The 22339-nt window shown below is 65.3% G+C and carries 15 protein-coding genes; 8 read left to right on the top strand and 7 right to left on the bottom strand.

Annotation, left to right across the window (positions count from 1 at the left end):
* Positions 1-3: 3 nt before the first annotated feature.
* The 5 genes from AB1K63_RS00460 to AB1K63_RS00440 are packed head-to-tail and all read left to right on the top strand — an operon-like array spanning position 4 to position 6680.
* On the top strand, positions 4-1533 hold the full coding sequence (locus tag AB1K63_RS00460) for an MFS transporter (protein ID WP_366957920.1): 1530 nt from the start codon (positions 4-6) through the stop codon (positions 1531-1533).
* A gap of 9 nt (positions 1534-1542) precedes the next feature.
* A complete protein-coding gene (locus tag AB1K63_RS00455) occupies positions 1543-3018 on the top strand; it encodes an MFS transporter (RefSeq protein ID WP_366957918.1) in 1476 nt (491 codons plus the stop codon).
* A 45-nt stretch (positions 3019-3063) separates the two neighbouring features.
* On the top strand, positions 3064-4272 hold the full coding sequence (locus tag AB1K63_RS00450; RefSeq protein WP_366957917.1) for an acyl-CoA dehydrogenase family protein: 1209 nt from the start codon (positions 3064-3066) through the stop codon (positions 4270-4272).
* Between the two features lie 19 nt (positions 4273-4291).
* Positions 4292-5362, top strand: coding sequence for an acyl-CoA dehydrogenase family protein (locus AB1K63_RS00445; RefSeq protein WP_366957916.1), 1071 nt, complete (start codon positions 4292-4294; stop codon positions 5360-5362).
* 4 nt (positions 5363-5366) lie between these two features.
* Positions 5367-6680, top strand: coding sequence for an MFS transporter (locus AB1K63_RS00440; RefSeq protein WP_366957915.1), 1314 nt, complete (start codon positions 5367-5369; stop codon positions 6678-6680).
* 3 nt (positions 6681-6683) lie between these two features.
* Here AB1K63_RS00440 and AB1K63_RS00435 read toward each other — a convergent pair whose 3' ends face one another.
* From AB1K63_RS00435 to AB1K63_RS00425, 3 genes are all read right to left on the bottom strand, one after another.
* On the bottom strand, positions 6684-7916 hold the full coding sequence (locus AB1K63_RS00435) for a helix-turn-helix domain-containing protein (RefSeq protein ID WP_366957914.1): 1233 nt from the start codon (positions 7914-7916) through the stop codon (positions 6684-6686).
* Between the two features lie 62 nt (positions 7917-7978).
* Positions 7979-9721, bottom strand: a complete 1743-nt coding sequence (locus tag AB1K63_RS00430) for a class I adenylate-forming enzyme family protein (RefSeq protein WP_366957913.1) — start codon at positions 9719-9721, stop codon at positions 7979-7981.
* Positions 9722-9729: 8 nt separating this feature from the next.
* Positions 9730-10908, bottom strand: coding sequence for an acetyl-CoA C-acyltransferase (locus AB1K63_RS00425; protein ID WP_366957912.1), 1179 nt, complete (start codon positions 10906-10908; stop codon positions 9730-9732).
* 201 nt (positions 10909-11109) lie between these two features.
* Here AB1K63_RS00425 and AB1K63_RS00420 point away from each other — a divergent pair, with 201 nt between their 5' ends.
* Complete coding sequence (locus AB1K63_RS00420; RefSeq protein WP_366957911.1) at positions 11110-12357, top strand: serine hydrolase domain-containing protein; 1248 nt, start codon at positions 11110-11112, stop codon at positions 12355-12357.
* Positions 12354-14390, top strand: coding sequence for a 3-hydroxyacyl-CoA dehydrogenase NAD-binding domain-containing protein (locus tag AB1K63_RS00415; protein ID WP_366957910.1), 2037 nt, complete (start codon positions 12354-12356; stop codon positions 14388-14390). Before AB1K63_RS00420 ends, AB1K63_RS00415 begins: the two co-directional genes overlap by 4 nt.
* 69 nt (positions 14391-14459) lie before the next feature.
* Here the strand turns inward: AB1K63_RS00415 and AB1K63_RS00410 are convergent, their stop codons facing one another.
* The 3 genes from AB1K63_RS00410 to AB1K63_RS00400 all read right to left on the bottom strand — a co-directional run bounded on the left by AB1K63_RS00410 (position 14460) and on the right by AB1K63_RS00400 (position 20636).
* Positions 14460-16070 (bottom strand): carboxylesterase/lipase family protein, encoded by a 1611-nt coding sequence (locus AB1K63_RS00410; RefSeq protein ID WP_366957909.1) that lies wholly within the window; start codon positions 16068-16070, stop codon positions 14460-14462.
* 97 nt (positions 16071-16167) lie between these two features.
* Complete coding sequence (locus AB1K63_RS00405) at positions 16168-19170, bottom strand: TonB-dependent receptor (RefSeq protein WP_366957908.1); 3003 nt, start codon at positions 19168-19170, stop codon at positions 16168-16170.
* Between the two features lie 47 nt (positions 19171-19217).
* The gene (locus AB1K63_RS00400; RefSeq protein WP_366957907.1) at positions 19218-20636 is read right to left on the bottom strand and encodes a carboxylesterase family protein; all 1419 of its coding nucleotides are present in this window, start codon (positions 20634-20636) and stop codon (positions 19218-19220) included.
* Between the two features lie 162 nt (positions 20637-20798).
* Here AB1K63_RS00400 and AB1K63_RS00395 point away from each other — a divergent pair, with 162 nt between their 5' ends.
* The gene (locus AB1K63_RS00395; RefSeq protein WP_366957905.1) at positions 20799-21647 is read left to right on the top strand and encodes a TetR family transcriptional regulator; all 849 of its coding nucleotides are present in this window, start codon (positions 20799-20801) and stop codon (positions 21645-21647) included.
* Positions 21648-21657: 10 nt separating this feature from the next.
* On the opposite strand, the gene AB1K63_RS00390 is transcribed toward AB1K63_RS00395, so the two are convergent.
* On the bottom strand, positions 21658-22251 hold the full coding sequence (locus AB1K63_RS00390) for a TetR/AcrR family transcriptional regulator (RefSeq protein ID WP_366957903.1): 594 nt from the start codon (positions 22249-22251) through the stop codon (positions 21658-21660).
* Between the last annotated feature and the right edge of the window lie 88 nt (positions 22252-22339).

The following is a 22339-nucleotide window of genomic DNA, read 5'->3' as shown; positions in this document are numbered from 1 at the left end:
CGCATGGCCACCACCGCAGCCCCGCCCGCCCCCGCTTCCGCCGCAGTTTCCGGAGCCGTCTCGGTGCCGCCGATGACCCGGCTCAATCGCCTGACCTACGGATCGGGTGCGATCGCCAACGGCATCAAGAATGCGGCGTTCTCCACCTACCTGCTGCTGTTCTACAACCAGGTGCTGGGCGTTCCGGCGGCGATCGTATCGGGCGCCATCGCGTTGACCCTGCTGGTCGACGCCGTCGCGGATCCCTTCATCGGCCGCTGGTCGGACATGACCCGCTCGCGCATCGGGCGGCGCCATCCTTTCATCTTCGGCAGCGCGATCCCCACCGCTGCCTTCTTCGTCCTGTCCTGGTTCCCGCCGGACGGGCTCAGCGACATGCAGATGGGGATCTGGATCTTCGCGCTGGCTGCCCTCACCCGCATGTCGATCAGCGCCTTCGAGATCACCACCAGTGCCATGAACCCCGAGATGACCGACGATTATTCGGAGCGCACGAAGCTGTTCGGCCTGCGCTATTTCTTCGGTTATCTGGGTACGTTCGGTTTCACCGCCTTCTCTCTCGCGGTCTTCTTCGTCGCTACGCCCGAATTCGAGCGGGGCCAGCTCAATCCCGAGGGATACGTCAAGTTCGCATGGCTCGGCGGTGCGCTGATCCTCGTCGCCATCCTCGTCTGCGGCTTCGGAACCCTGAATCGCGTCCCGTACCTGCGACAGCGTGACGCCCCGGGAGAAGGTGCGACGCCGACATCCCATCTCAAGGAGATGTTCGCGGCCTTTCGCAATCGCGGTTTTCTGGCGATTTTCGGCTTCGGCGTGTTCAAATATACCGCCATCGGTCTCTACGCCGCGACGACAGTCTATTTCAGCACTTACGTCTTCAAGCTGGGCGCAAGCGAACTGGCGCTGCTCACATTCGACAGCCTGATCGCGGCCGCGCTGGCTGCGCCGCTCGCCCCGCGCTTTTCGCGCTGGCTGGGCAAGCGCAACACATCGATGGTGATGGCCATCGTCGGCATCACGCTGGGTATATCGCCCCTTTTCCTGACGCTTGTCGACGCGTTCTTCCAACCGGGCGATCCGATGCTGCTGCCGACCCTGTTCGTGATCGGCGCGATCTACGGCGCGATGATCGCGATCTCGCTGATCAACACGTCGTCGATGCTGGCGGACGTTGTGGAAGACCATGCGGTGCGCACGGGACAGCACACGGCCGGCGTTTTCTTCGCTGCATCCAGTTTCATGCAGCAATGTTCGGCAGGCCTCGGCATCATGGTGGCAGGCATCGTGCTCGAACTCTCGAACTTCCCGGCCAAGGCCGAGCTGTCGCAGATCACGCCCGCGATGGAGGACAGCCTGATCGCCTATTACATCCCGGCCTCGCTCGGCCTGTGGGTGATCGGCGCGCTCTTCCTGCTGTTCTACCCCATCACCGAAGAACAGCACCGCGAGAATGTGGAGCGGCTGAAGGCGCGCGAGGCACAGGCGCGCGAACAGACGATCCGCGACGGCGCCTTTGGCTCCCCCGCGAGATAGGCTCGACTGATGGTCACCGACCCCGAAGCACCCAAACTCGGCTTCGCAACCAAGCTGCTCTACGGCACCGGCTCGATCGGTTACGGCATCAAGGACGTCGCGTTCCGGTCCTTCCTGCTGCTTTATTACAACCAGGTCGTGGGTGTGCGGGCGGAGCTCGTCTCCTTCGCGATCCTCGTGGCCTTGGTCGTGGATGCCATTTCCGATCCCGTAGTCGGCCAGTGGTCTGATTCGATCCGCACGCGCCTGGGCCGGCGGCATCCCCTGATGCTTGCCTCCGCCCTGCCCGCCTCGGCCAGCCTGCTGCTGCTGTTCTTCCCGCCTGCGGGCATGAGCGACATGCAGATATTCTGGTATATCCTGGTGATCGGCTGCTGCGTGCGGACCTTCATCACCTTCTACGAGATTCCCAGTTCCGCCCTCGCGCCGGAAATGACCAGCGATTACGACGAGCGGACCTCTATCGCGAGCTACCGCTATTTCTTCGCCTATCTCGGCGGGGTCGGCATGGCATTCCTGACGCTGCTCGTATTCCTCGCGCCCACGGATCGATATCCCGTCGGGCAGCTGAATCCCGCCGGATACGAAGCCTTCGCGATCTGGGGTGCAATCCTGATGCTGGCCGCGATCCTGCTTTCCAGCTTCGGGACGCTGCACCGGGTCAAGTATTTCAAGATGCCACCTGCGCGCGAGAAGGTCGGCCCGATGAAGACACTGGGCCAGATGGGGCGCACCTTCTCGAACAAGGGCTTTCTCGCGATCCTGGCCTTCGGCGTCCTCAAATACACGTCCGTGGGCATGACCTCGGCACTCAACATCTATTTCGGCACCTATTTCTGGGGCTTCAACTCGGCGCAGCTGGCCGTCCTGACCGTGGACTCGCTGGCGGGTGCGTTTCTCGCGCTGTTCCTCGCCCCGATCGTCTCCAAGTGGCTGGGCAAGCGCAATGCGGCGTTCTACCTGGCCATCTTCGCCGTGATCTTTGCCAGTGCGCCCTACCTGCTGCGCTTTGCCGGCCTTATGCCGGAGAACGGCGATCCGGCCCTGGTCGCTGCCGTCTTCGCGTTCTCGATGCTGTTCCAGCTGTGCGGTGTCTCGTCGGCGGTACTGACCCATGCCATGATCGGCGACATCGTGGAGGAGAGCCAGCTGGCGACGGGGCGGCGGTCCGAAGGCCTGTTCTACGCGGCGAACACGCTGATGCAGAAATCGACCTCGGGCCTCGGCGTTTTCGCCGCCGGGCTTCTGGTCGCATTTGTCGGGATCGTACCCGGAACCGATCCGCGCGCGATCGATCCCGAAATTCCGCGCATGCTGGCGCTGGTCTACGTGCCGACGCTGATCGTCCTCTACATCGGCGGGGCGGGTTTCCTGTTCGCCTACCGGATCGACCGGGCCAGCCACGAAGCCAATGTGGAAGAACTCGCGCGCCGCGACCGGGCGAGCGCCGTCAATGCCGACGAGGTCCCGGACCCGGCATCCTGAACCGCCTGACACTATCGATGCAAACGACCGAACGAGGAGCAGCACATGGCCACGCAGATTGAACCCGAGGCGCGAGACAGCGCCGAACTCTTCCGGGAGGAAGTGCGGCAATTCATTGCCGACAATTTCCCTGAAGAGCTCAAGGGCAAGGGCCTGTCGATGGGCGGGGTCGAGGGCGCCACGAAGGAATCGCCCGCGCAGAAATCCTGGCGCGAAGCGATGGGCGGCCGCGGCTGGGGCACGCCCACATGGCCGAAGGAATACGGCGGCGGCGGGCTGTCGCGAAAGCAGGCCGCGATCCTCAACGAAGAGCTGGCGCGCGCGGGCGCTTACAACCCGATCGGCGGCATGGGCGTGATGATGTTCGGCCCCACGCTACTGGAGTATGGCAGCGAGGCGCAGAAGCAGGAGCATATCCCGCCGATCTGCCGCGGCGAGATTCGCTGGTGCCAGGGCTATTCGGAACCCAATGCAGGGTCCGACCTCGCCAATCTCCAGACCATGGCCGAGGACAAGGGCGACCACTACCTCGTCAACGGGCAGAAGACCTGGACCAGTGGCGGCCAGTGGGCGGACAAGTGCTTCGCCATCGTCCGCACCGATCGCAGCGACAAGCACAAGGGCATTTCCTTCCTGCTGATCGACATGGATTCGCCCGGCGTCGAAGTGCGCCCGATCACCATGATCAGCGGCACCAGCCCGTTCTGCGAAACCTTCTTCACCGACGTGAAGGTGCCCAAGGAAAACCTCGTCGGCGAGGAAGGCCAGGGCTGGACCATCGGCAAGCGACTGCTGCAGCACGAGCGGACCAACCTGTCCGGCGCCGCGCCCGGTAGCCGATCCGGCGCAAGCCTTGCCGACATCGCGAAGAAGTACGGCCGCGTGAGCAAGGACGGTACGCTGGCCGACCCCGTCTTGCGCGACCGGATCGCCGATTTCGAGATCCGCTGGACCAGCTTCCTCCACACCGCACGCCGCGCGGTCGAGGAAAGCAAGGCGCAGGGCGGAGTCTCCGAAATCAGCTCGGCCCTGAAGAAGCTCGGCACCAAGCTGGGGCAGGAACGCGCAGAGCTGACCATCGAGATCATGGGCCTGCAAGGACTCGGATGGGAAGGCGACAACTTCAGTCCCGTCGAACTGCAGGGCGTGCGCGCATGGCTCTACGGCAAGGCCACCACGATCTACGGCGGATCGACCGAAATCCAGAACAACGTCATCGCCAAGCGCGTGCTCGGCATGCTCGACCACCAGTAAGAAACGGGATCATATCGACATGGCAGTTCTCAACGAAGAGCAGGAAATGCTGCGTGACATGGCGCGCGAATGGGCAACCAATGAAAGCCCGGTCACCGAATTTCGCAAGGTGCGCGCGCGCGGCGAGCCGGAGGCTTTCGACCGCGAAGCCTACGCCACGATGGCGGAGATGGGCTGGGCCGGGGTGATCATCCCGGAAGAGCATGGCGGATCGGACTTCGGGTTCCTCTCCGCCGGCCTGGTGATCGAGGAGCTGGGCAAGACCCTGACAGCCAGCCCGCTGATCGCGACCACTCTTGCCGCCAGCGCGATTATCCTTGGAGGAAGCGAGCAACAGAAGTCGAAATGGCTGCCCAAGCTGGCCCACGGCGAGGCCATCGCCACGCTCGCAATCGACGAAGGCGCGCATCACGATCCCGATGCGATTGAGGCCGTCGTCGTGGAAGGCAAGCTGACCGGCACCAAGGCCTTCGTTGCCGAAGCGCACGGAGCGGACCTCTTCGTGGTTGCTGCGAAAGACGGGCTCTACCTCGTCGAAAAGGGCGACGGGGTGACACTGACCACGCGCCGACTGACGGACCAGCGCAGCCATGCCGACATCGCCTTCGACGGCGCGGCGGCGGAGAAGCTGGCCGATGGTGGCGACGACCTGCTCGGCAGGGTGCTGGACCGCGCACGCGTGCTTACCGCCGCTGAAATGCTGGGCATGGCGCAGACCGTGTTCGACATGACGCTCGCCTATCTGAAGCAGCGCGTGCAGTTCAACCAGGTCCTCAGCACCTTCCAGGCGCTGCAGCACCGCATGGCCGACCTGTTCGCGGACCTCGCCCAGATGCGCTCCGCGGTCGAGGCGGGGCTGCAGGCGATCGACAGCGGGGCAGGCGCGGAACGCGCTGCCATCGTCGCCAAGGCAGAAGCCAACCGCGTGCTGCACACGATCAGCAACGAGGGCATCCAGCTACATGGCGGGATCGGGATGACCGACGAATACGATGTCGGATTCTACCTCAAGCGCGCACGGGTGCTGGAAAACGCCTGGGGCACCACCAGTCTCCTCAGGGACCGTTTCGCATCGCTGGGCGGCTATTGAGGCCTTGGATCTCCTCGATGATCACGACGGGCTGGACGAAGCGGTCGGCGCACGGCAGCGCGCGCTCGCCGAGCATGCGCGGTTCGTCGACGAGAATCTGAAGCGCAACTATACCGCCAATTTCATCCACGGCGTGCTGGGGATGACCGGCTTCCGCCTGATCTACGCGCCCACCATCATTCCCGCCTACCTGCTGCTGCTGACCGGCAGCACCGCCGCCGTCGGCCTGGGCGCGGCGCTGTTGCAACTGGGCGCCACGATCAGCCCCATCGCCAGCGGATCGCGGATCGAGCATCGCAGCCATATCCTGCCCTACGCCATCCGCGTCGGGTCGTTGATGCGGCTCATGATCCTGGGTCTGGCGCTGGCCGGCTATTTCCTGACCGGCAACATCTTGCTGTTCGCGACTTTCGGCTGCTTCGTGCTGCTGGGCTTCTTTACGGGGGCGCAGCGGGTCGCGTTCCAGATGCTGATGAGCAAGCTGATCCCGATCCGGAAGCGGGGCCGCCTGCAGGGCTATCGCAACTTCGCGGGCGGGCTGATCGCAGCCGTGCTCGCATGGGTGGCGGGCAATTACCTGATTGCGGACGAATGGCTGGGCAACGGATATGCCACCACATTCCTTTTCGCCTTCCTGCTGACGAGCGCCGGTCTGGTCGTCCTGAAGACCATGATCCGCGAGCCGGCCGCGCCGGTCAGCCGCCCGCAGATGCCGATCATGCAGCGAATCCGGCAATTTCCCGAATTGCTGGAGGATCGCGACTTCGCCTGGTTCCTTGCCGTCCAGTGCTTCTCCACCATGGCCCGTGTCGGCGCACCCTTCTGGACGATCTACGCTGGCACGCAGCTGGGCCTCGACGGCGCACTGATCGGTGGCCTGAGCTTCGTGTTCCTCGGCTCCGACACGATGTCCAACGTCCTGTGGGGCCCTCTGGGCGACCGGCTGGGGTTCAAGATCATCTACGTGCTGGCACTCATCAGTTCGGTCGCCGGGGTCACGCTGCTGATCGTCGGCAGCACGGCGGTGCCGATCTATGCCGCTTTCGTGCTGCTGGGCGTCGGCGGATCGGGCTGGATGCTCGCCTCGACCACGATGGTCCTGGAATTCGGGGAGCCGCAGGACACGCCGATGCGGCTCGCTTTCGTAACCACGCTGGAGGGTGCCATCGCGGCAAGCGGTCCCGTACTGGCCGGCCTGCTGGTGGCGGCGAGCGGATTCCAGCCGCTGTTCGTGATCGTCCTTGCCGCGCAGGTCGCCGCGCTGGCATTGCTGGTCATCAAGGTGCGCGAGCCGCGCAACCGGCTGCCGCGCGACTGATCCTCAGCTGCGCTCGGCCAGCATCCCTTCGCTGAGCACCGAGAGATAGGTTTCGACCGCCTGCGCGCGGTCGTCGAACCGGGCGGCCCAGCGCCGCGCTTCGTATGCCCCGTTGAGAGTGGACATGATGATCTGGCTGGCGACCAGCGGATCGATCGCACGCACGGACCCGTCGCCGAACCCGTCGATCAGGAACCCGGCGAAACGCCGCGCGAGCCGGTTCGACCGCATGACGACGTCCACTTTCGTTTCGCTGTCCAGCGCCTGGAGCGCAGTGGTCCGCAGTAGCGGCATCGAATCGAAGAACTGCAGCTGCATCAGTTCGTTGAGGATGCTCGCCAGGCGGGTCCAGTACGATCCGTCGAGTTCGTGGCCCGCCATCTGCACCTTGGAAAGCCGGTCGTAGCTGCGCTGGAAGCAATCGAGGACCAGATCGTCCTTGGCGTCGTGATGATGGTAGAAGCTGCCCTTGGTCACGTTCAATGCCTCGGCGATCCGGTTGACCGATGCGCCGCGATAACCGCGTTCGTTGATCATCACCGTCGCCGCCCTCAGGAATTCGTCGTTCTGCGCCGGGGCGCGGTCGTCGTAGGTGCGCCAGCCGCCGTCCTCGAGCTGCGCGGGGCTCCACTCGCCGCGCTGCGCCGGAATGCCGAAGCACAGGATATCGACGATTTTTGTCTCGGCTCTCGGAAAGTCGAGCACCGAATAGCGCCGTGACCATACCGGCCACCACAGCATCGCCTCGATCAGGATATGCGCCCGCGCGGAATAGAGCATCCGCTGGCCTTCATCCGCCGGCTCGCCGAAAAAGGCGCGCACGTCGTTCACCATCTCGCGATAGCCGAACAGCAGCTCGTCCTGCTGCTCCTGGTCGAGCGACCGGATTTCGGACAGCGCGGTCATCAAGCCATGCTCGCCGCGGCGGATACGGTCGCGAAGCGCGACATGCAGGTGCACGAACCGGGCGATGCGCGCTTCGAGCGTCTTTTCGGCCAGTGCTTCCCTGGCCATGTCCTTCATCAGCGCGATGGTTTCCGCATAGACGGATACGATCAGCTGGTCCTTGCGCGGGAAGTAGTAGGTCACGCTGGTCGCGTTCAGCCCGATCGCGCGCGCGACCTTGGTGAGCGTGGTTGCCTGGACCCCGGTTTCGTTGATCAGGACCGATGCGGCGCGCACGATGGCGGTGCGCTTCTCCCCGAACTTCTTCGTGACGTCAGGCTTCTTGGCCATCCGCTCCCCCCACATCATCGCCGCATCTGCTCACCCGGCGCGCCGGGTGGCACTAGCAGCCTTCAGAAGAAGCTCGAAAGCTCCTTCTTCAGTATCTTGCCGTTCGCATTGCGCGGCAAGGTTTCCTTCGAAAAGGCGATCTTCACCGGCACCTTGAACTTGGCCAGCCGCTCCGCGACCCATTCCTGCAATTCGCTTTCGCTCGCGCTCATCCCGGGCGCAAGGTGGACGACCGCGGCCGGTTCCTCACCCAGCTGCTGGTGCGGGATGCCGACCAGCGCCGCATCGGTGACGGCCGGATGATCGTAGAGCACGTTCTCGACTTCGGACGAATAGATGTTCTCGCCCCCGCGGATGATCATGTCCTTCGCCCGGTCGGCTATGTAGCACCAGCCCTCCTCGTCCAGCCGGGCAAGATCCCCGGTGCGGACCCACCCGTCGACGAAGGTCTCGGCGGTGGCTTCGGGATTGTCCCAATAGCCTTTCACCACCATCGGCCCGCGCGCCCACAACTCGCCGATCTCGCCGGTCGCCAGTTCGCGCGTGCCGTCCTCGCTCATGATCTTGAGGTCGGCGACCGCGACCGGAGGCCCGCAGCTGTCGGGACGGTTGAGGTAATCTTCCGAAGAGTGCCCGGTGACGGTCGCCATCGTCTCCGTCATGCCCCAGCCATTGCCGGGCAGCGCGCCGAATTCCTCGCGGATCTTGCGCACCAGTTCGGGCGCTGCGGGCGCGCCGCCATAGGCAATGGCCTCGATGCTGGAGAGGTCGTAGTTCTTGCGCTCGGGATGTTCGAGCAGTTGCCACGCGATCGTCGGCACGCCGCCGGTGGAATTCACCTTCTCGCGCTCGATGATCTTGAAGGCTTCGACCGGATCCCACCGGTACATGAAGATCATCGTATTGCCTGCCGCGATGGCACCCATCAGGCCCGCGGAACAGGCGGTAACGTGGAACAGCGGGATGACCGTGAGCGTCGTCTTGGGCTGCGGCAGGGGGATCTCTTCGCCCCTGCGCAGCACGGCGCAGGCGGCGCCGAAGCCGCTCGACATGATGTTGGTGCACAAGTTGCGATGTGTGCCCAGCGCGCCCTTGGGCTTGCCCGTCGTGCCGCTGGTGTAGAAGATCGTCGCATCGTCTTCGGGAAGGATGTCCACCTCGGGCAGCGTTTGCGCCGGCAGGTCCTTGTATCCCTGGGGTGTGCCGAGAATATCCTCCAGCCGCGAAGCGCCCTCCGGGTCCCCTGCGTGACGGGTGACGAGCACCGTCTCCAGCGCCGGGCACCGATCGCGATGTTCGGCGATCCGATCCCACCGTTCTTCGTCGCAGACGAGCAGCTTCGTGCCCGAATTGGCGAGCCCGTAAGCGAGCTCGCCCCCGGTCCACCAGGCATTGAGCGGAACGCAGATGGCGCCGATGGTCACGGCGGCGAAGAACGCGACCGGCCATTCGGGCAGGTTGCGCATGGCGAGCGCCACCCGGTCTCCCTTGCGGACACCGCGCGCCTGGAATTCGTGCGCCAGCGTGGCGACCGCGCGGAACCACGCATCGTAGGTGACCCGCTCGTCCTCGTAGATCGTGAAAACGCGGTCCCCGTGCGACTGGCCGAGCATCGCGATGGCACGCAGGTTCGGCGGCGCATTCTTCCAGACGCGCGTCTTCACCCCGCGAATGTCGACCTCCTCCATCTCGAACCGCATGCCGGGCGCGGTCAAAATAGCCTTGCATTCGGCACGGGTGCGCGCGGGCCAGTTCTCCGGTGGGGTCCAGCCGATGGCAGAGGCGAGGTCTGCGGGCTTTGCCATGCTCGCCATCACAGGACCTCGAACAGGCCGGCCGCGCCCATGCCGCCGCCGACGCACATCGTGACGACCACATGTTTGACCCCGCGCCGCTTGCCTTCGATCAGCGCGTGGCCGACGCAGCGCGCGCCGGTCATGCCGAAGGGGTGGCCGATGGAGATCGAACCGCCGTTGACGTTTAGGCGGTCGTCCGGAATGCCCAGCGTGTCGCGGCAGTAGAGCACCTGCACCGCGAAGGCCTCGTTGAGCTCCCACAGCCCGATATCGTCGATCTTGAAATCGAACCGCTCGAGCAGCTTGGGGATCGCGAAAACCGGCCCGATACCCATCTCGTCCGGCTTGGTGCCCGCGACCGCCATGCCGACATAGCGGCCCATCGGGGTCAGCCCGCGCGCCTTGGCGACCTTGGCCTCCATCAGCACGCTTGCCGCCGAGCCATCGGCCAACTGGCTCGCATTACCGGCAGTGATCGTATGGCCTTCGCCCATCACCGGATCGAGCTTCGCCAGCCCTTCCAAGGTGGTGTTCGGCCGGTTGCAGTCGTCCATCGCGATGGTGACGTCCTGCTGCGAGACCTCACCGCTCTCGCGGTCCTTCACGTCCATCACCGTGGTGACTTCGATGATCTCGTCCGCCAGCTTGCCGCTCTCCTGAGCTGCGGCAGTGCGCTGCTGCGACTGGAGCGAGTAGGCGTCCTGATCCTCCCGGCTGATGCCGTATCGTTTGGCCACCACTTCCGCCGTGCCGATCATCGGCATGAAGATATCGGGATGCATCTTGAGCAGTTCTTCGTCGCGCTGCGGCTTGCCCGCATTGTTGCGGATGGCGGTGATCGATTCCACGCCGCCGGCCACGCAGATGTCCATCCGGTCGACGATGATCTGCTTGGCGGCGGTGGCGATCGCCATCAGCCCGCTGGAACATTGCCGATCGATGGTCATCCCCGCGACATCGACGGGCAGCCCCGCCCGCAAGGCGATCTGGCGACCGATATTGAAGCCCTGCGCGCCGCCTTGGCTGGCCGCCCCGAAGACGACGTCCTCGATTTCCCCCCCGTCCAGTCCGGCGCGCTTGACTGCGGCCTCGACCGACCACGCCCCGAGTTGCACCGGATGAGTTGCATTGAACGCCCCGCGGATCGATTTCGCAAGCGGGGTACGAGCTGTGGACACGATGACTGCGTCGCGCATTTTTCCGGCCATTCCTTTCCCTCGTGCCGATTCATGTCGGCTTGGCGGCGATCTTGCCTGTCCACGGGCGATGAGGCAAGCGCCGCGGGAAATTTTCTGAAATAAGGGTATGAGCCTTCACATCGTCGTAAAATCCGTTACCCCGGCGCGGATAAAGATAAGGTACGGCGCCGCGAGGCCCGGCAATTGGTGGAGAGATCGATGGAAACGGGCAAGCCGGAAGATCAGGGTTTCGACGGCCAGAGGCTGCAACGGATAGATCGTTTCCTGGAGGAAACCTACCTGAAGACAGGGCGGCTCAAGTCCATGCAGCTGCTGGTCTCACGCGATGGCCAGCCGGTGCATTACTGGCACGGTGGCAGCTTGCGCGACGATGGCACGCCGATGCGCGAGGATGCGCTGTTCCGTATCGCCAGCATGACCAAGCCGGTGAGCTCCATCGCGTTCATGCAACTGGTGGAACAGTGCAAGGTCGCGCTGGACGATCCGGTCGCGCGCGTGCTGCCCGAATTCGAAGGCCTAGGTGCCTATGCGGGCGGCGGCGGCGACATTCCGTTTGCGCCGGGCGCGGCGGGCAAGCCGATGCGCTTCGTCGATCTGCTCAGCCACATGTCCGGCCTGACCTACGGCTTCCAGAACCGCACCAGCGTCGATGCCGCTTATCGCAAGGCGCAGCTCGACCTGTCGCGATCCGCGATCACGTCCGACGAGTATATCGCCGCGCTCGCGGGCATTCCGCTCGAATTCGAGCCCGGCGCCCGGTGGAACTATTCGGTTTCGACGGATGTGCTGGGCGTGTGCGTGGAGCGCATTTCGGGCCAGACGCTCGGCGATTACCTGCGCGACAACATCTTCGGTCCCCTGCGGATGGAGGACACCGGTTTCGATGTGGATCCGTCGCAGCAGGATCGGCTGGCCGATGCCTATGCCTATCGCCCCGGGCAGGCCCCGCGCCTGATCGACAAGGGCGCCCAGTCGCGCCTGATGGAAAAGGCGACCTTCCATTCCGGCGGCGGCGGCCTGATCTCTACCCTCGCGGACTACGACCGTTTTTGCACGATGCTGGTCAACCGGGGCGCCCATGCGGGCGGGCAAATCGTGTCTCCCAAGACGCTGGACCTGATGACCGCCAACCATTTGCCGGGCGGAGCGGACCTGGCGCAGATGAGCCAGAGCCTGTTCAGCGAAGCGAGCAATGCAGGCACCGGCTTCGGCCTGGGCTTCGCGGTCGTCACCGATCCCGCGCGCACGCTGATCCCGGCGAGCAAGGGAGAATTCTACTGGGGCGGCGCCTACTCGACCGCGTTCTTCGTCGATCCGGTCGAACGGATCACGTGTGTTTTCATGACCCAGCTCTACCCCTCGTCCACCTATCCCATCCGCCGACAGCTCAAGACGCTGATCTATTCGGCGCTCACCCGAAGCAATGCAGGAGCCTTGCCATCATGACTTCGCCTATCCGTACCGAACGGCACGACAACGTGCTGGTGATCGTTTCCGACAACCCGCCCGTCAATGCGCTGGGCCAGGCCGTGCGCGCCGGATTGGTGGACGGCATTGCCGAGGCATTGTCGGACGATGGCGTGGAAGCGGTCGTGATCCGCTGCGACGGGCGCACCTTCTTCGCTGGGGCCGACATCACCGAGTTCGGCAAGGCCCCGCAAGGGCCGAGCCTGCCCGACGCGCTCGACAAGCTGGAGGCGAGCGACAAGCCGGTCGTCGCGGCGATCCACGGGACAGCCTTGGGAGGCGGGTGCGAGGTCGCGCTGGCGTGCCATTACCGCGTCGCGGTGCCGAGCGCGAAGATGGGCCTGCCCGAAGTGAAGCTGGGCCTGATCCCCGGAGCCGCCGGCACGCAGCGCCTGCCGCGTCTGGTCGGGGCGGAAGCCGCCCTGCCCCTCGTCGCGATCGGCAATCCGATCCCGGCCAAGAAGGCCAAGGAGATCGGCCTGCTGGACGAGCTGGTGGGCGAAGACAGCCTGGCCGCCGACGCCATCGCCTTCGCCAGGTCGAAGATCGGCCAGCCGGTCCCCCGCACCAGCGAGGGCACGGCCAATGACGATGGCGTGAAGAACCCGGACATCTTCGACGAATTCCGCGCGAAAAACGGGCGCAGGATGCGCGGCTTCGACGCGCCCAACGCCGCGATTCAAGCGGTAAAGGCCGCCGGAGAGCTTTCCTATGCCGAAGGCGTGAAGAAGGAACGCGAACTGTTCGGCAAGCTCATGACCGGCACCCAGTCGAAGGCAATGCGGCACTATTTCTTCGCCGAGCGCGCCGCGAACAAGATCGACGACATCCCCGCCGACACGCCTCTGATCGACATCAGGAAGGTCGGCATCATCGGCGCGGGCACGATGGGCGGCGGTATCGCGATGAACTTCCTGTCCGCAGGTATTCCCGTGACCATTCTCGAGATGAAGCAGGAAGCGCTCGACCGGGGCACCGGCACGATGCGCAAGAATTACGAGGCGACCGCGAAGAAAGGCCGGATGACCGCCGGGCAGGTCGAACAGGCGATGGGCCTGCTCACACCGACACTCGACTATGGGGACCTTGCCGACTGCGACCTCGTGATCGAGGCGGTATACGAGAGCATGGACGTGAAGAAGGACGTCTTCGGCAAGCTCGACGAGGTGGTGAAGGACGGCGCGATCCTCGCCTCCAATACCAGCTACCTGAACATCGACGAGATCGCGACCGCGACCAAGCGCCCGGGCTATGTGCTGGGCCTGCACTTCTTCAGCCCGGCAAACGTGATGAAGCTGCTCGAAGTGGTCCGCGGCGAGAAGACGCGCGACGATGTGCTGGCGACATCGATGAAGCTCGCCAAGAAAATCGGCAAGGTGGCGGCCGTGTCGGGCGTGTGCCCGGGCTTCATCGGCAACCGCATGCTCTCGCAGCGCCAGGCGCAGGCCAACAAGCTAATCCTCGAAGGTGCGAACTACTGGGACATCGACGACGTGCTACTGGAATTCGGCTTCCCGATGGGGCCGTTCCAGATGGGCGACCTCGCCGGGATCGACATCGGCTGGCACCGCGACCCGAGCAAGGTGACCACTGTTCGCGAGGCACTGTGCGCCGTGGGCCGCTTCGGCCAGAAGGCCGGCAAGGGTTTCTACGACTACGACGAAGCGCGCCAGCGCACCCCGTCGGACGAGGTGAAGCAGATCATCGCCGACTTCGCGGCGAAGGAAGGCAACGAACAGCGCGAAATCTCGAAGGACGAAATCCGCGAACGTCTCCTCTACCCCATGGTCAATGAAGGCGCGAAGATCCTCGAAGAAGGCATGGCGCAGCGGGCCAGCGACATCGATGTGGTGTGGATCAACGGCTATGGCTGGCCGCTCTACACAGGCGGCCCGATGTTCTGGGCCGACATCATCGGGCTGGATACGGTGGTTGCCGGGCTGGAGAAGCATGGCCTGCCGGTGAGCGATTATCTGCGCAAGAAGGCCGAGGCAGGCGAGAGTTTCAATTAGGCTCTCCCTCACCCGGACACGAAAAGGCCGGCGCCCCACGCGGGACGCCGGCCTTTCTTGTGAGGGCGATCAGAGTTCGCTGGGCAATTCGCGGATGTCCTTTTCCGGATCGTCGACAAGCTGTGGCTCGACGTTCAGTTCCATCACGTTGCGGGCGGCGGGCGTGTAGGCCTTCCACTCGGGCAGCAGCGCGCTCGACGGTGTGCCGGTCTTGGCGAAAGCAATCCAGGCATCGCTCATCATGTCGGCCATGGTCTGGGCGTCCTCGCCGGTGCCGACCAGCGCCGCGCTTTCTTTCGCATTGTCGAACATCAACGGTATGTCGAGCGTATGCGGGCTGCGCAGCATGCCCCCGCCGATCGGCGTCTCCCAGGTCAGGCGATAGACATAGACCGGCGCGCTCGCGGTCCGTGCCTGCTGGTCCGCCAGCAGATAGGTGCCGCGCACGAAGCGGGTGCCCATCGCGATAGCCGCGAGATGGGTCGGCGAGTAGTCGGGGTAGCGCTTGCGATAGGCAGCGACAGCGGCCACCGCCTGGTCGCCCATCGCCGATGTCATCGCATTCAGCGTGCCCTCGGTCAGCCGCCCGAACCATGGCTGGGAGGCGACGAACAGCGTCATCTCGTCTTTGTTGTACCCGATCAGCACCGGGATATCGCGCGACTGTTCGGGCGCGGCGGGCAGGAAGGGGTCGCGCGGGATGATCGTGCCATCCGCGATCGGTCCGAACTGCGGCCCGCGCCCCATCGCGCCTTCTGCCGGGGTAACCTTGCGTACCGCTTGCACGATCTCGTCGCTGCGCACGGTGCGCAGGTCTTCGATCGTTTCGACACTCGCGGCTTCGAGGATTTGCGCCGCGTAGTCCGCCGCCTCGGCGGGTTTGCCGCTCATCACGCCGGGACCCGACTGGATCACCGCCTTGTCGAACAATCCGTCGGCAGCGGGCATCGCCATCAGGTGGCTGACCTTCGATCCGCCGCCGGATTCGCCCATGATCGTCACGTTCTCGGGGTCGCCGCCAAAGGCTTCAATATTGTCGCGCACCCATTCGAGCGACCGGACGAGGTCGAGATTGCCGACATTGCCCGATGCGGCGAACTCCTCGCCGAACCTGTCGGCCAGGTTGAGGTAGCCGAAGGCGTTGAGGCGGTGATTGACGGTGACGACCACGACGTCGCCCTTCTCCGCCAGGTTGCGCCCGTTATAGGCAGGCCAGTTGCCCGATCCGTAGGCGTAGCCGCCCCCGTGGAACCAGACCATCACGGGCCGCCTGTTCCCGTCGCCCGCCGCCGGGGTCCAGACGTTGAGGAACAGGCAGTCCTCGTTGTCCATCTTCGCTTCGGTCGAAGTCGGGAAGATCGCCTGGATGCGGCGGGTCATCTCGGACTCGTTGGGGCCGCTCGCGGAATAGAGCTGCATGCAAGGCGCGCCGTAGCCCGTTGCGTCGGCAACGCCTTCCCATGCCTCTGGCTTCTCGGGCGGCTGGAAGCGGCGTTCGCCCAGCGGCGGCGCGGCGTAGCGAATGCCGAGAAAGGCATCGATGCCGCCCTGTTCGAGCCCCTGCACCGATCCCGCCTCGGTTTCCACCACCGGCGTTGCGGCGGGCGGTTCCTGCGCGGCAGCGGGCACGCTCAGGGCGAGCCCCGCAATCGAAGCGAGCATTACGGCAGTTCTTGGCATCGAGAATTCTCCCCGGTGATGTGTCGCGGCGCGCGAAAGGGCGAAAGCCTTCGTCAGACTTCCGCCCCTGTCGCCTGGCCGGTTCCGCTGGCGTCGCTCAGAAGCGGACCTTGGTTCCGATCTTGAAGGTCCGGCCCCTGGCGGTTCCGATGAACGGATCGTAGCTGTATTCGAGCCGCGCCCCCGGAGGATCGGTGTCGAACACGTTCTCGACCCCGCCCTGCAGTTCGGCCTCGATCCCTGCGAGGTTCAGGTCCACCGTCGCGAAGATGTCGTGGACGAAGAAATCGCCCACCCTGCGGCCGAAATTGGTCCCGCCGAACTCCGGCGTTTCGGCGCAGAATTCCCGTCCGATACAACGGTTGTCGTCCACCCCGCCGATATAGTTGCTCGACCATGTCAGGCTGACCGGATCGAAGCGCAAGTTGACGTAACCGCTGGCGCGCCACTTCGAGACCGTGCCCGGCGCCCGGTCGTAGTTCGAGAAGCCGGCGGCGTCATAGCCTTCGCTGAAGAGCAGTCCGTTGAACTCGAAATCGCTGAACTCGTACTCCAGCGTGTAGGTGGCGTTGGCGCCCGCGTTCACCATCACCGGCCCCAGGTCCGTGCGGTAATTGAGGCTGAAATCGAGCCCGCTGGTGGTCACGTCGGGGCCGTTGACCGCCTGCGTGCGGATACGGCTGAGATCGTTGCCGATCGTCGTGCCCTGCGTGCAGACGCCGCCGGCGAAGACCACGTATTCCACGAAAGGACTGGAGCAGTCCGCCAGCTGCGTGCCGTCGAGCCCGCCCGGTGCGACATTCGCCGCGATCGCCTGGACCGGCAGCACGGTGAAGCGCCCTTCGAATTCGTAGGTCCAGTAGTCGACGCTGAAGTTGAAACCGCCGAATTCCAGGATCGCGCCGACATTGTAGGTGAGCGCGGTTTCGGGCGCGAGCGCGGGATTGCCCACCGTATCGGTCGCCTTGTACGCGCCGCCCAGCACGTTGATCCCGGCCACCGCGCTGACCCCGCTGGTGCCGAGGTCGGACGGCAGCGGCCCGCGGAACGTGTCGCCGACCGAACCGCGCAGGGCCAGGAAGTCGGCGACCTGCCAGCGGGCGGAGAGCTTGGGATTTACGGTCGAACCGACGAGGCCGCCGTAATCCTCGTAGCGCATGGCGCCGGTCAGTTCGAAACCGTCGAACACCTCCATCTGCGCCTCTGCGAAGATGGCGTAGACGTCCTGCGACAGGCGCGCGCGCGGATACTGGCCGAGGAAGCCGAAGGCGCCCACGGGGAAGTTGGTGTCGTCCGGATCGTCGAGGCACGAACGGTCCCCGTCGATCGCACAGGGGTAGGCCTGCGGATCGCTGAACCGGTTGAGCGGATCGGTCGCGAAGTCGGTCTTGCGGTACTGCGCACCGAAGGCGTAGCCCAGCGTGCGTCCGAACAGGCCGGCCTCCCCGCTGAACACGGCATCGATGATGTACTGTTCCTCGGTCGCCCGCGTGCCGCTCGGACGCGTGAAGTAGTCGATGACCTCGCGCGAGTTCTCGTTACCCGGCACGTAGGCGGGATTGGTCAGGCCGAGGGCGGGATTGCCCGGGGCCGCATTGATGAACGGGTTGAAATAGAGGCAGCCATTCGCGCCCGGCGTGGTCCCGGTGCAGTTCTCCCCTCCGAAGCCGTTCAGTGCGCGCTGCAGCCGGTCGCTGACGATATCGTTCGAGAACGCGAAGCGCGAACTGTTGATGTAGGTCCCCGACGTCTGCAGCGAAAGCGAGTCCGACAGTTCGAAGTCGAAACTGGCCGACACGCGCCATGCATCGTTGATCGCCTGCCCCTGTCCCGCGCCGCGCGGATCGAGCGGGTTGCCGCCCAGGGCGAAGGGACGGAACAGCACGATGGACGAAAGGACCGGCGGGAAGAGACGCGGCGGCGTGCCCGGCGCGAATGTCTGTTCCAGGAACGCTGCATAGCCCGGGTTGCTGGCGGGAACGGTGAAGGCGCTGGCGCTGCCCGGACCGTTGGGACCCTGCGTGATCGGGTAGCTGGGCGAATAGCCGAGCTCCTTCAGCTCGGTATGCGAATAGAGCGCCTCCGCCGTGAAGGCGACCCTGTCCGACAGGTCGGCGGTGAGCTGCCCGTAGACCTGGTAGCGGTCCTCCTCCTCGATCAGGTTGACGAACGGCACGTAGCTGTAGCGGCAGACGGGCAACGGCGTCGCGCCCGGACGGGGAAACGCCCCTTCGATACCGCCCAGCGATTCGCACGCATCGACGAGGTTGCCGTCGATTCCGAGGCCGACGGTCGTGACGCCCCGGCCGGGGATCACGCCGAGCGGCGCATAAAGGCCGGGGTTGGACAGGAAGGAAAAGCCGGTCGGGTTCACGGCGTATGGCGTCTGCGTGAAGTCCCGCTCCGTCGTCGGCAATTCCGATCGGTGCTGCCACCCGGCACCGATCATCAAATTGGCGGTGCCAAGGTCGAACCCCGCCAGCGCGCTGACGCGGTAGTTGTCGTCGGACCCGTCCACGAATTCCCAGTCGCCGGCGACTTCGATCCCGGTGAAATCCCGCCGCGTCACGAAGTTGGCTACGCCGGCAATGGCATCCGATCCGTAGGTCGAGGCCGCACCATCCTTCAGCACTTCGATCCGGTCGAGCGCGAACAGTGGGATGAGGTTGGTGTCCGCCGCGCCGTCGCCCGGCTCGGTCGCAAAGCGGCGGCCATTGAAGAGGACCAGCGTGCGTTCGCGGCCCAGGCTGCGCAGGTTGATCGAACCGACCCCCTGGCTGCCGCCCGCGCCGTACTGGTTCGAATCCCCCAGGACCGGGCCGACCGAGGGAAGGCTCTTGATGAATTCGAGCGGGCTGTCGATCCCGCGTGCTTCCAGCTCTTCCTGGCCGAAGACATCGACGGGCTGCGCACCGTCCTCGCTCTGGCCGCGGATGTAGGATCCCGTGACGACGATGGTCACCTCGGGGCTCGATTCGACCGGTTCGGCCAGCTCGGGCTGGTTGGGTTCGTCGTTTGCAGGGGCGCTCTGCGCCATCGCGGCAGGTGCAAGCACGAGTGCGAAGGCCGTCCCGGCCATGAAGTGCGATTTACCGATCATTTCTCTCTCCCCAACAATGGCCGTTTTTCGGCTTTTTTTCCCTTTGACTATTCGTCCCGTGTTGCTGCGCCCTCCCCGGGCCCGTCCGGCAACGCATCGGCCGGCGCCATTGTCAGGCCACCCGTGCCGATCAGCGCCGCTTCGCCCCCGGGCCGATAGGATTGCCATGCGAACCCGTCGGCGCATTCGAAGGACTGCGCACCGGCATCCATCTTCACGAAAGCGACCCAGCAACCGTTGACCGTATCGGCCAGCGCGCGGTCGGCCGCATCGGCCCTCTCACCGCCCCAGCTGGACCGGTCGATCGAATCGAATGTGAACATCAGCTCCGCCGAATGGATCGGCCCGGCCTTCCATTCGCCGGTCCTGAAAGCGGGCGTGTGATCGAATCGGTACAGGAACGCCGGTGCGCCCGTATCGCCGGCCAGTCCGGCCAGCGTGCGGGCGGCGGCGAAGCCCTGCTCGCCCTGGTTGGAGCCCACGAGCACCGGCACGTCGGTTTCCGAACCCGCCCGCAGCGCGGCGATCGTCGATGTCGGCTTGAAACCGGGATCGGGCGTGAAGAAGAAGCCTGCCCTCAGCGGCTCCGACGCAGCGAAGGTCTGGGCGGAAACGGCACGCAGCTCGTCCGCCGTCACATCGGGTTCGATGCCGATCGTCTTCAACGCCTCCACGGCCATGCGCTGTGCTTCGGCCTTCGGGCGATCGGGCAGCAGCAGGCTTCCCGATTGCACGATCGCCTTATCGAACAGGCCCTTGGCCGAAGGAAGCGACAGCAGGTTGACGACGATGCCGCCCCCAGCTGACTGGCCCGCTACCGTGACCTTGTCCGGATCGCCCCCGAAAGCCCCGATATTGGTTCTGACCCATTCGAGTACGGCGACGGCGTCCTGCAGCGCGTAATTGCCCTGCGCTTCGTCCGGGTCCTGCGCATCAAGCGCGGGATGCACGAAATTCGCTAGTGCCCCCAGACGGTAATTGACGCTGACGGTGATGACGCCCTGCTTCGCATTGGCCGTCCCGTCATAGGAGCCGAGGCTCCCTGCCCCGAGGAAGAACGCGCCGCCATGGAACCACACCAGCACAGGCGCGCCCTGTGCATTTTCGGGCGCGGTGATCGTGAGGTAGAGGCAGTCTTCGGATTGCGCCCCGTTCACGCCACCGAAATTCGCAACCGTCGTGTCGGTATCGACCGGCTGGGTACACGGCGCTTCGTGCGCGGTTGCAGCGCGAGTGCCTGCCCAAGGCTCCACCGGTTGCGGGGGACGCCAGCGATTGTCGCCTGTGGGAGGGGCGGCGTAGGGTACACCTCGAAAAACCAGTACGCCGTCCTCGCGCGATCCCATGAGGGTGCCCGCGTCGACATCGACCAGCACCTCGTCGATCGGGTCCGGCATCTGCGCGTTAGAGCCCTGCGCCGCGAAGCCGGTGGCGAGGGCGGCCAAAGCCGCCAGAAACCGTGCCATTCTGCCCTCTCCCTTCGTTATCGAACTCCGTCATAGCGCACCGTTTACGATCTAACAACAAGCATATTCGAATATAGGGTACGACAAGGGAATTGGCTTTTCCGCGGTGTCGTCCGCGTATTCCGATGGACTTGCGCGGGACGATTGGAATAGCGTCGCACCATGGAACTCACCCGCACCGAACTGTTCGAAAGCATCTGGGCCGAACCCATGGGCGCAGTCGCCGCGCGCTATGGCCTGACCGGAAACGGGCTGGCCAAGATCTGCGACCGGCTGGATATTCCGCGCCCGCCCAGATCGCACTGGACCCGCACCGCCGCGGCGCGCGATCCTCGCCCGGAACTCCCGCCAGCGCCTATCGGCCTGAGCGAGACCTTCGCCCTTGGCCGCCGCCAGACCCGCCAGTCTCCCGGCACGCGCACGCGCATGTCGGCCGAGGAACGGCGGGAGCACCTGATGGACACGGCCGCAAGGATCGCGCTGGAAGAAGGGGTATCGGCCGTGACCATCCGCGAAGTGGCGCGGATTGCCGGGATCAGCGAAACGCAGGTCCACAACTGCTTCGGCGGGCGGACCGAATTGCTGCTGGCCCTGGCCCGGCGCGAAATCGCCGGTCAGGAATCGCAGCGGCGCCGGCGCATCGCGCGCGGGACCAACCACCAGACGCGCGTGATGCTGTCGACCATCGGGTATCTGCACGAAGCGGCCCGGCGGGGGCCGCTGCTCCAGATGCTGTTCCGCACGCCCGAGGTGCGCGACGCGCTCAAACCCGAACGGATCGCCCAGAGCGATGCCGCCCGCGCGCCAATCCTCCAGCAGCTTGTCGGAGAGGGGAAGATGGACCTGCAGAGCGCGCGTGCCTCCACCGCCGCACTGACCTCCGTCGCGCTGAAAGCGGGGGGCATCGTCGCCGGCAGGCGCGCGCCCTTCGCGATGGTGGAGGAGATCTGCCTCACCGTCGTGATGGCCGGCACTTTCAGCGGCGACGCCCTCACCGCCGGAGCGGACTAGGGCCGCAGCGTCAGCGCGCAGGTGCGGGCGCGAAGCCGTCCACGGAAGCCATGACGAGGCGGCGGCAGGTCGCGTGCGCGGTATCCCGGTCGATCTCGCCGCCGCGCACCAGCCGGGCGAGCGCTTCGGGAATGCCGCCGGTCAGCTCGATCAGGACGAAGGCCTCGCGCGGCGCGAGGTCGAGCGCATGGCAGGTTTCGCTGGCGACGCGCCGAACGAGCTGGCGGAAGCGGCGCTGGCTTTCCGGACCGAGCGGGCTGTCCTGGTGCCGTTCGCGCAGGATCAGTTGCAGGACCGGTCCGCTCTCGATCAGGTAGTCGAGATAGGCGGCGTAGGCCTCGCTCGCCCGGTCGCGATACGGTGTCTTTCCGGACGCAAGGGGCGGCAGGATCCTCGCGCCGAGCGTATCCATGTGCCGCAGGAAAAGCTCATCGACGATCGCCGGAACGCCGTCGAAATAGGTATAGAGCAGGCTGCGGCTGACACCGATGCGGTCGGCCACTTCGGCCAGCGAAAGATTGAGCGTGCGGCCCTCGCGGATCATGTCTTCCGCGGCGGCCAGCAATTGCCGCTCCCGATCCCCTTCTACCGCCGTAGCTTCCATTGGCCCGCTGTGCAGCGCCCCTGCCCCGTTGGCAAGATCGCCCGGCGCCGGATCCCCCGCCAATATCACTATTGGTTTGACTGTCAGA

It is taken from the genome of Qipengyuania sp. JC766 (assembly GCF_040717445.1).
Taxonomy (GTDB): Bacteria; Pseudomonadota; Alphaproteobacteria; order Sphingomonadales; family Sphingomonadaceae; genus JC766.
This window is presented reverse-complemented; position numbering and strand designations above follow the sequence as displayed.

What these genes read in the sequence shown, in the direction of transcription:
- AB1K63_RS00405 (WP_366957908.1), bottom strand. Translation starts at nt 19,170, where the DNA reads ATGATCGGTAAATCGCACTTCATGGCCGGGACGGCCTTCGCACTCGTG.
- AB1K63_RS00430 (WP_366957913.1), bottom strand. Translation starts at nt 9,721, where the DNA reads ATGGCAAAGCCCGCAGACCTCGCCTCTGCCATCGGCTGGACCCCACCG.
- AB1K63_RS00410 (WP_366957909.1), bottom strand. Translation starts at nt 16,070, where the DNA reads ATGCCAAGAACTGCCGTAATGCTCGCTTCGATTGCGGGGCTCGCCCTG.
- AB1K63_RS00415 (WP_366957910.1), top strand. Translation starts at nt 12,354, where the DNA reads ATGACTTCGCCTATCCGTACCGAACGGCACGACAACGTGCTGGTGATC.
- AB1K63_RS00420 (WP_366957911.1), top strand. Translation starts at nt 11,110, where the DNA reads ATGGAAACGGGCAAGCCGGAAGATCAGGGTTTCGACGGCCAGAGGCTG.
- AB1K63_RS00460 (WP_366957920.1), top strand. Translation starts at nt 4, where the DNA reads ATGGCCACCACCGCAGCCCCGCCCGCCCCCGCTTCCGCCGCAGTTTCC.
- AB1K63_RS00390 (WP_366957903.1), bottom strand. Translation starts at nt 22,251, where the DNA reads ATGGAAGCTACGGCGGTAGAAGGGGATCGGGAGCGGCAATTGCTGGCC.
- AB1K63_RS00450 (WP_366957917.1), top strand. Translation starts at nt 3,064, where the DNA reads ATGGCCACGCAGATTGAACCCGAGGCGCGAGACAGCGCCGAACTCTTC.
- AB1K63_RS00425 (WP_366957912.1), bottom strand. Translation starts at nt 10,908, where the DNA reads ATGCGCGACGCAGTCATCGTGTCCACAGCTCGTACCCCGCTTGCGAAA.
- AB1K63_RS00395 (WP_366957905.1), top strand. Translation starts at nt 20,799, where the DNA reads ATGGAACTCACCCGCACCGAACTGTTCGAAAGCATCTGGGCCGAACCC.
- AB1K63_RS00400 (WP_366957907.1), bottom strand. Translation starts at nt 20,636, where the DNA reads ATGGCACGGTTTCTGGCGGCTTTGGCCGCCCTCGCCACCGGCTTCGCG.
- AB1K63_RS00445 (WP_366957916.1), top strand. Translation starts at nt 4,292, where the DNA reads ATGGCAGTTCTCAACGAAGAGCAGGAAATGCTGCGTGACATGGCGCGC.
- AB1K63_RS00455 (WP_366957918.1), top strand. Translation starts at nt 1,543, where the DNA reads ATGGTCACCGACCCCGAAGCACCCAAACTCGGCTTCGCAACCAAGCTG.
- AB1K63_RS00435 (WP_366957914.1), bottom strand. Translation starts at nt 7,916, where the DNA reads ATGGCCAAGAAGCCTGACGTCACGAAGAAGTTCGGGGAGAAGCGCACC.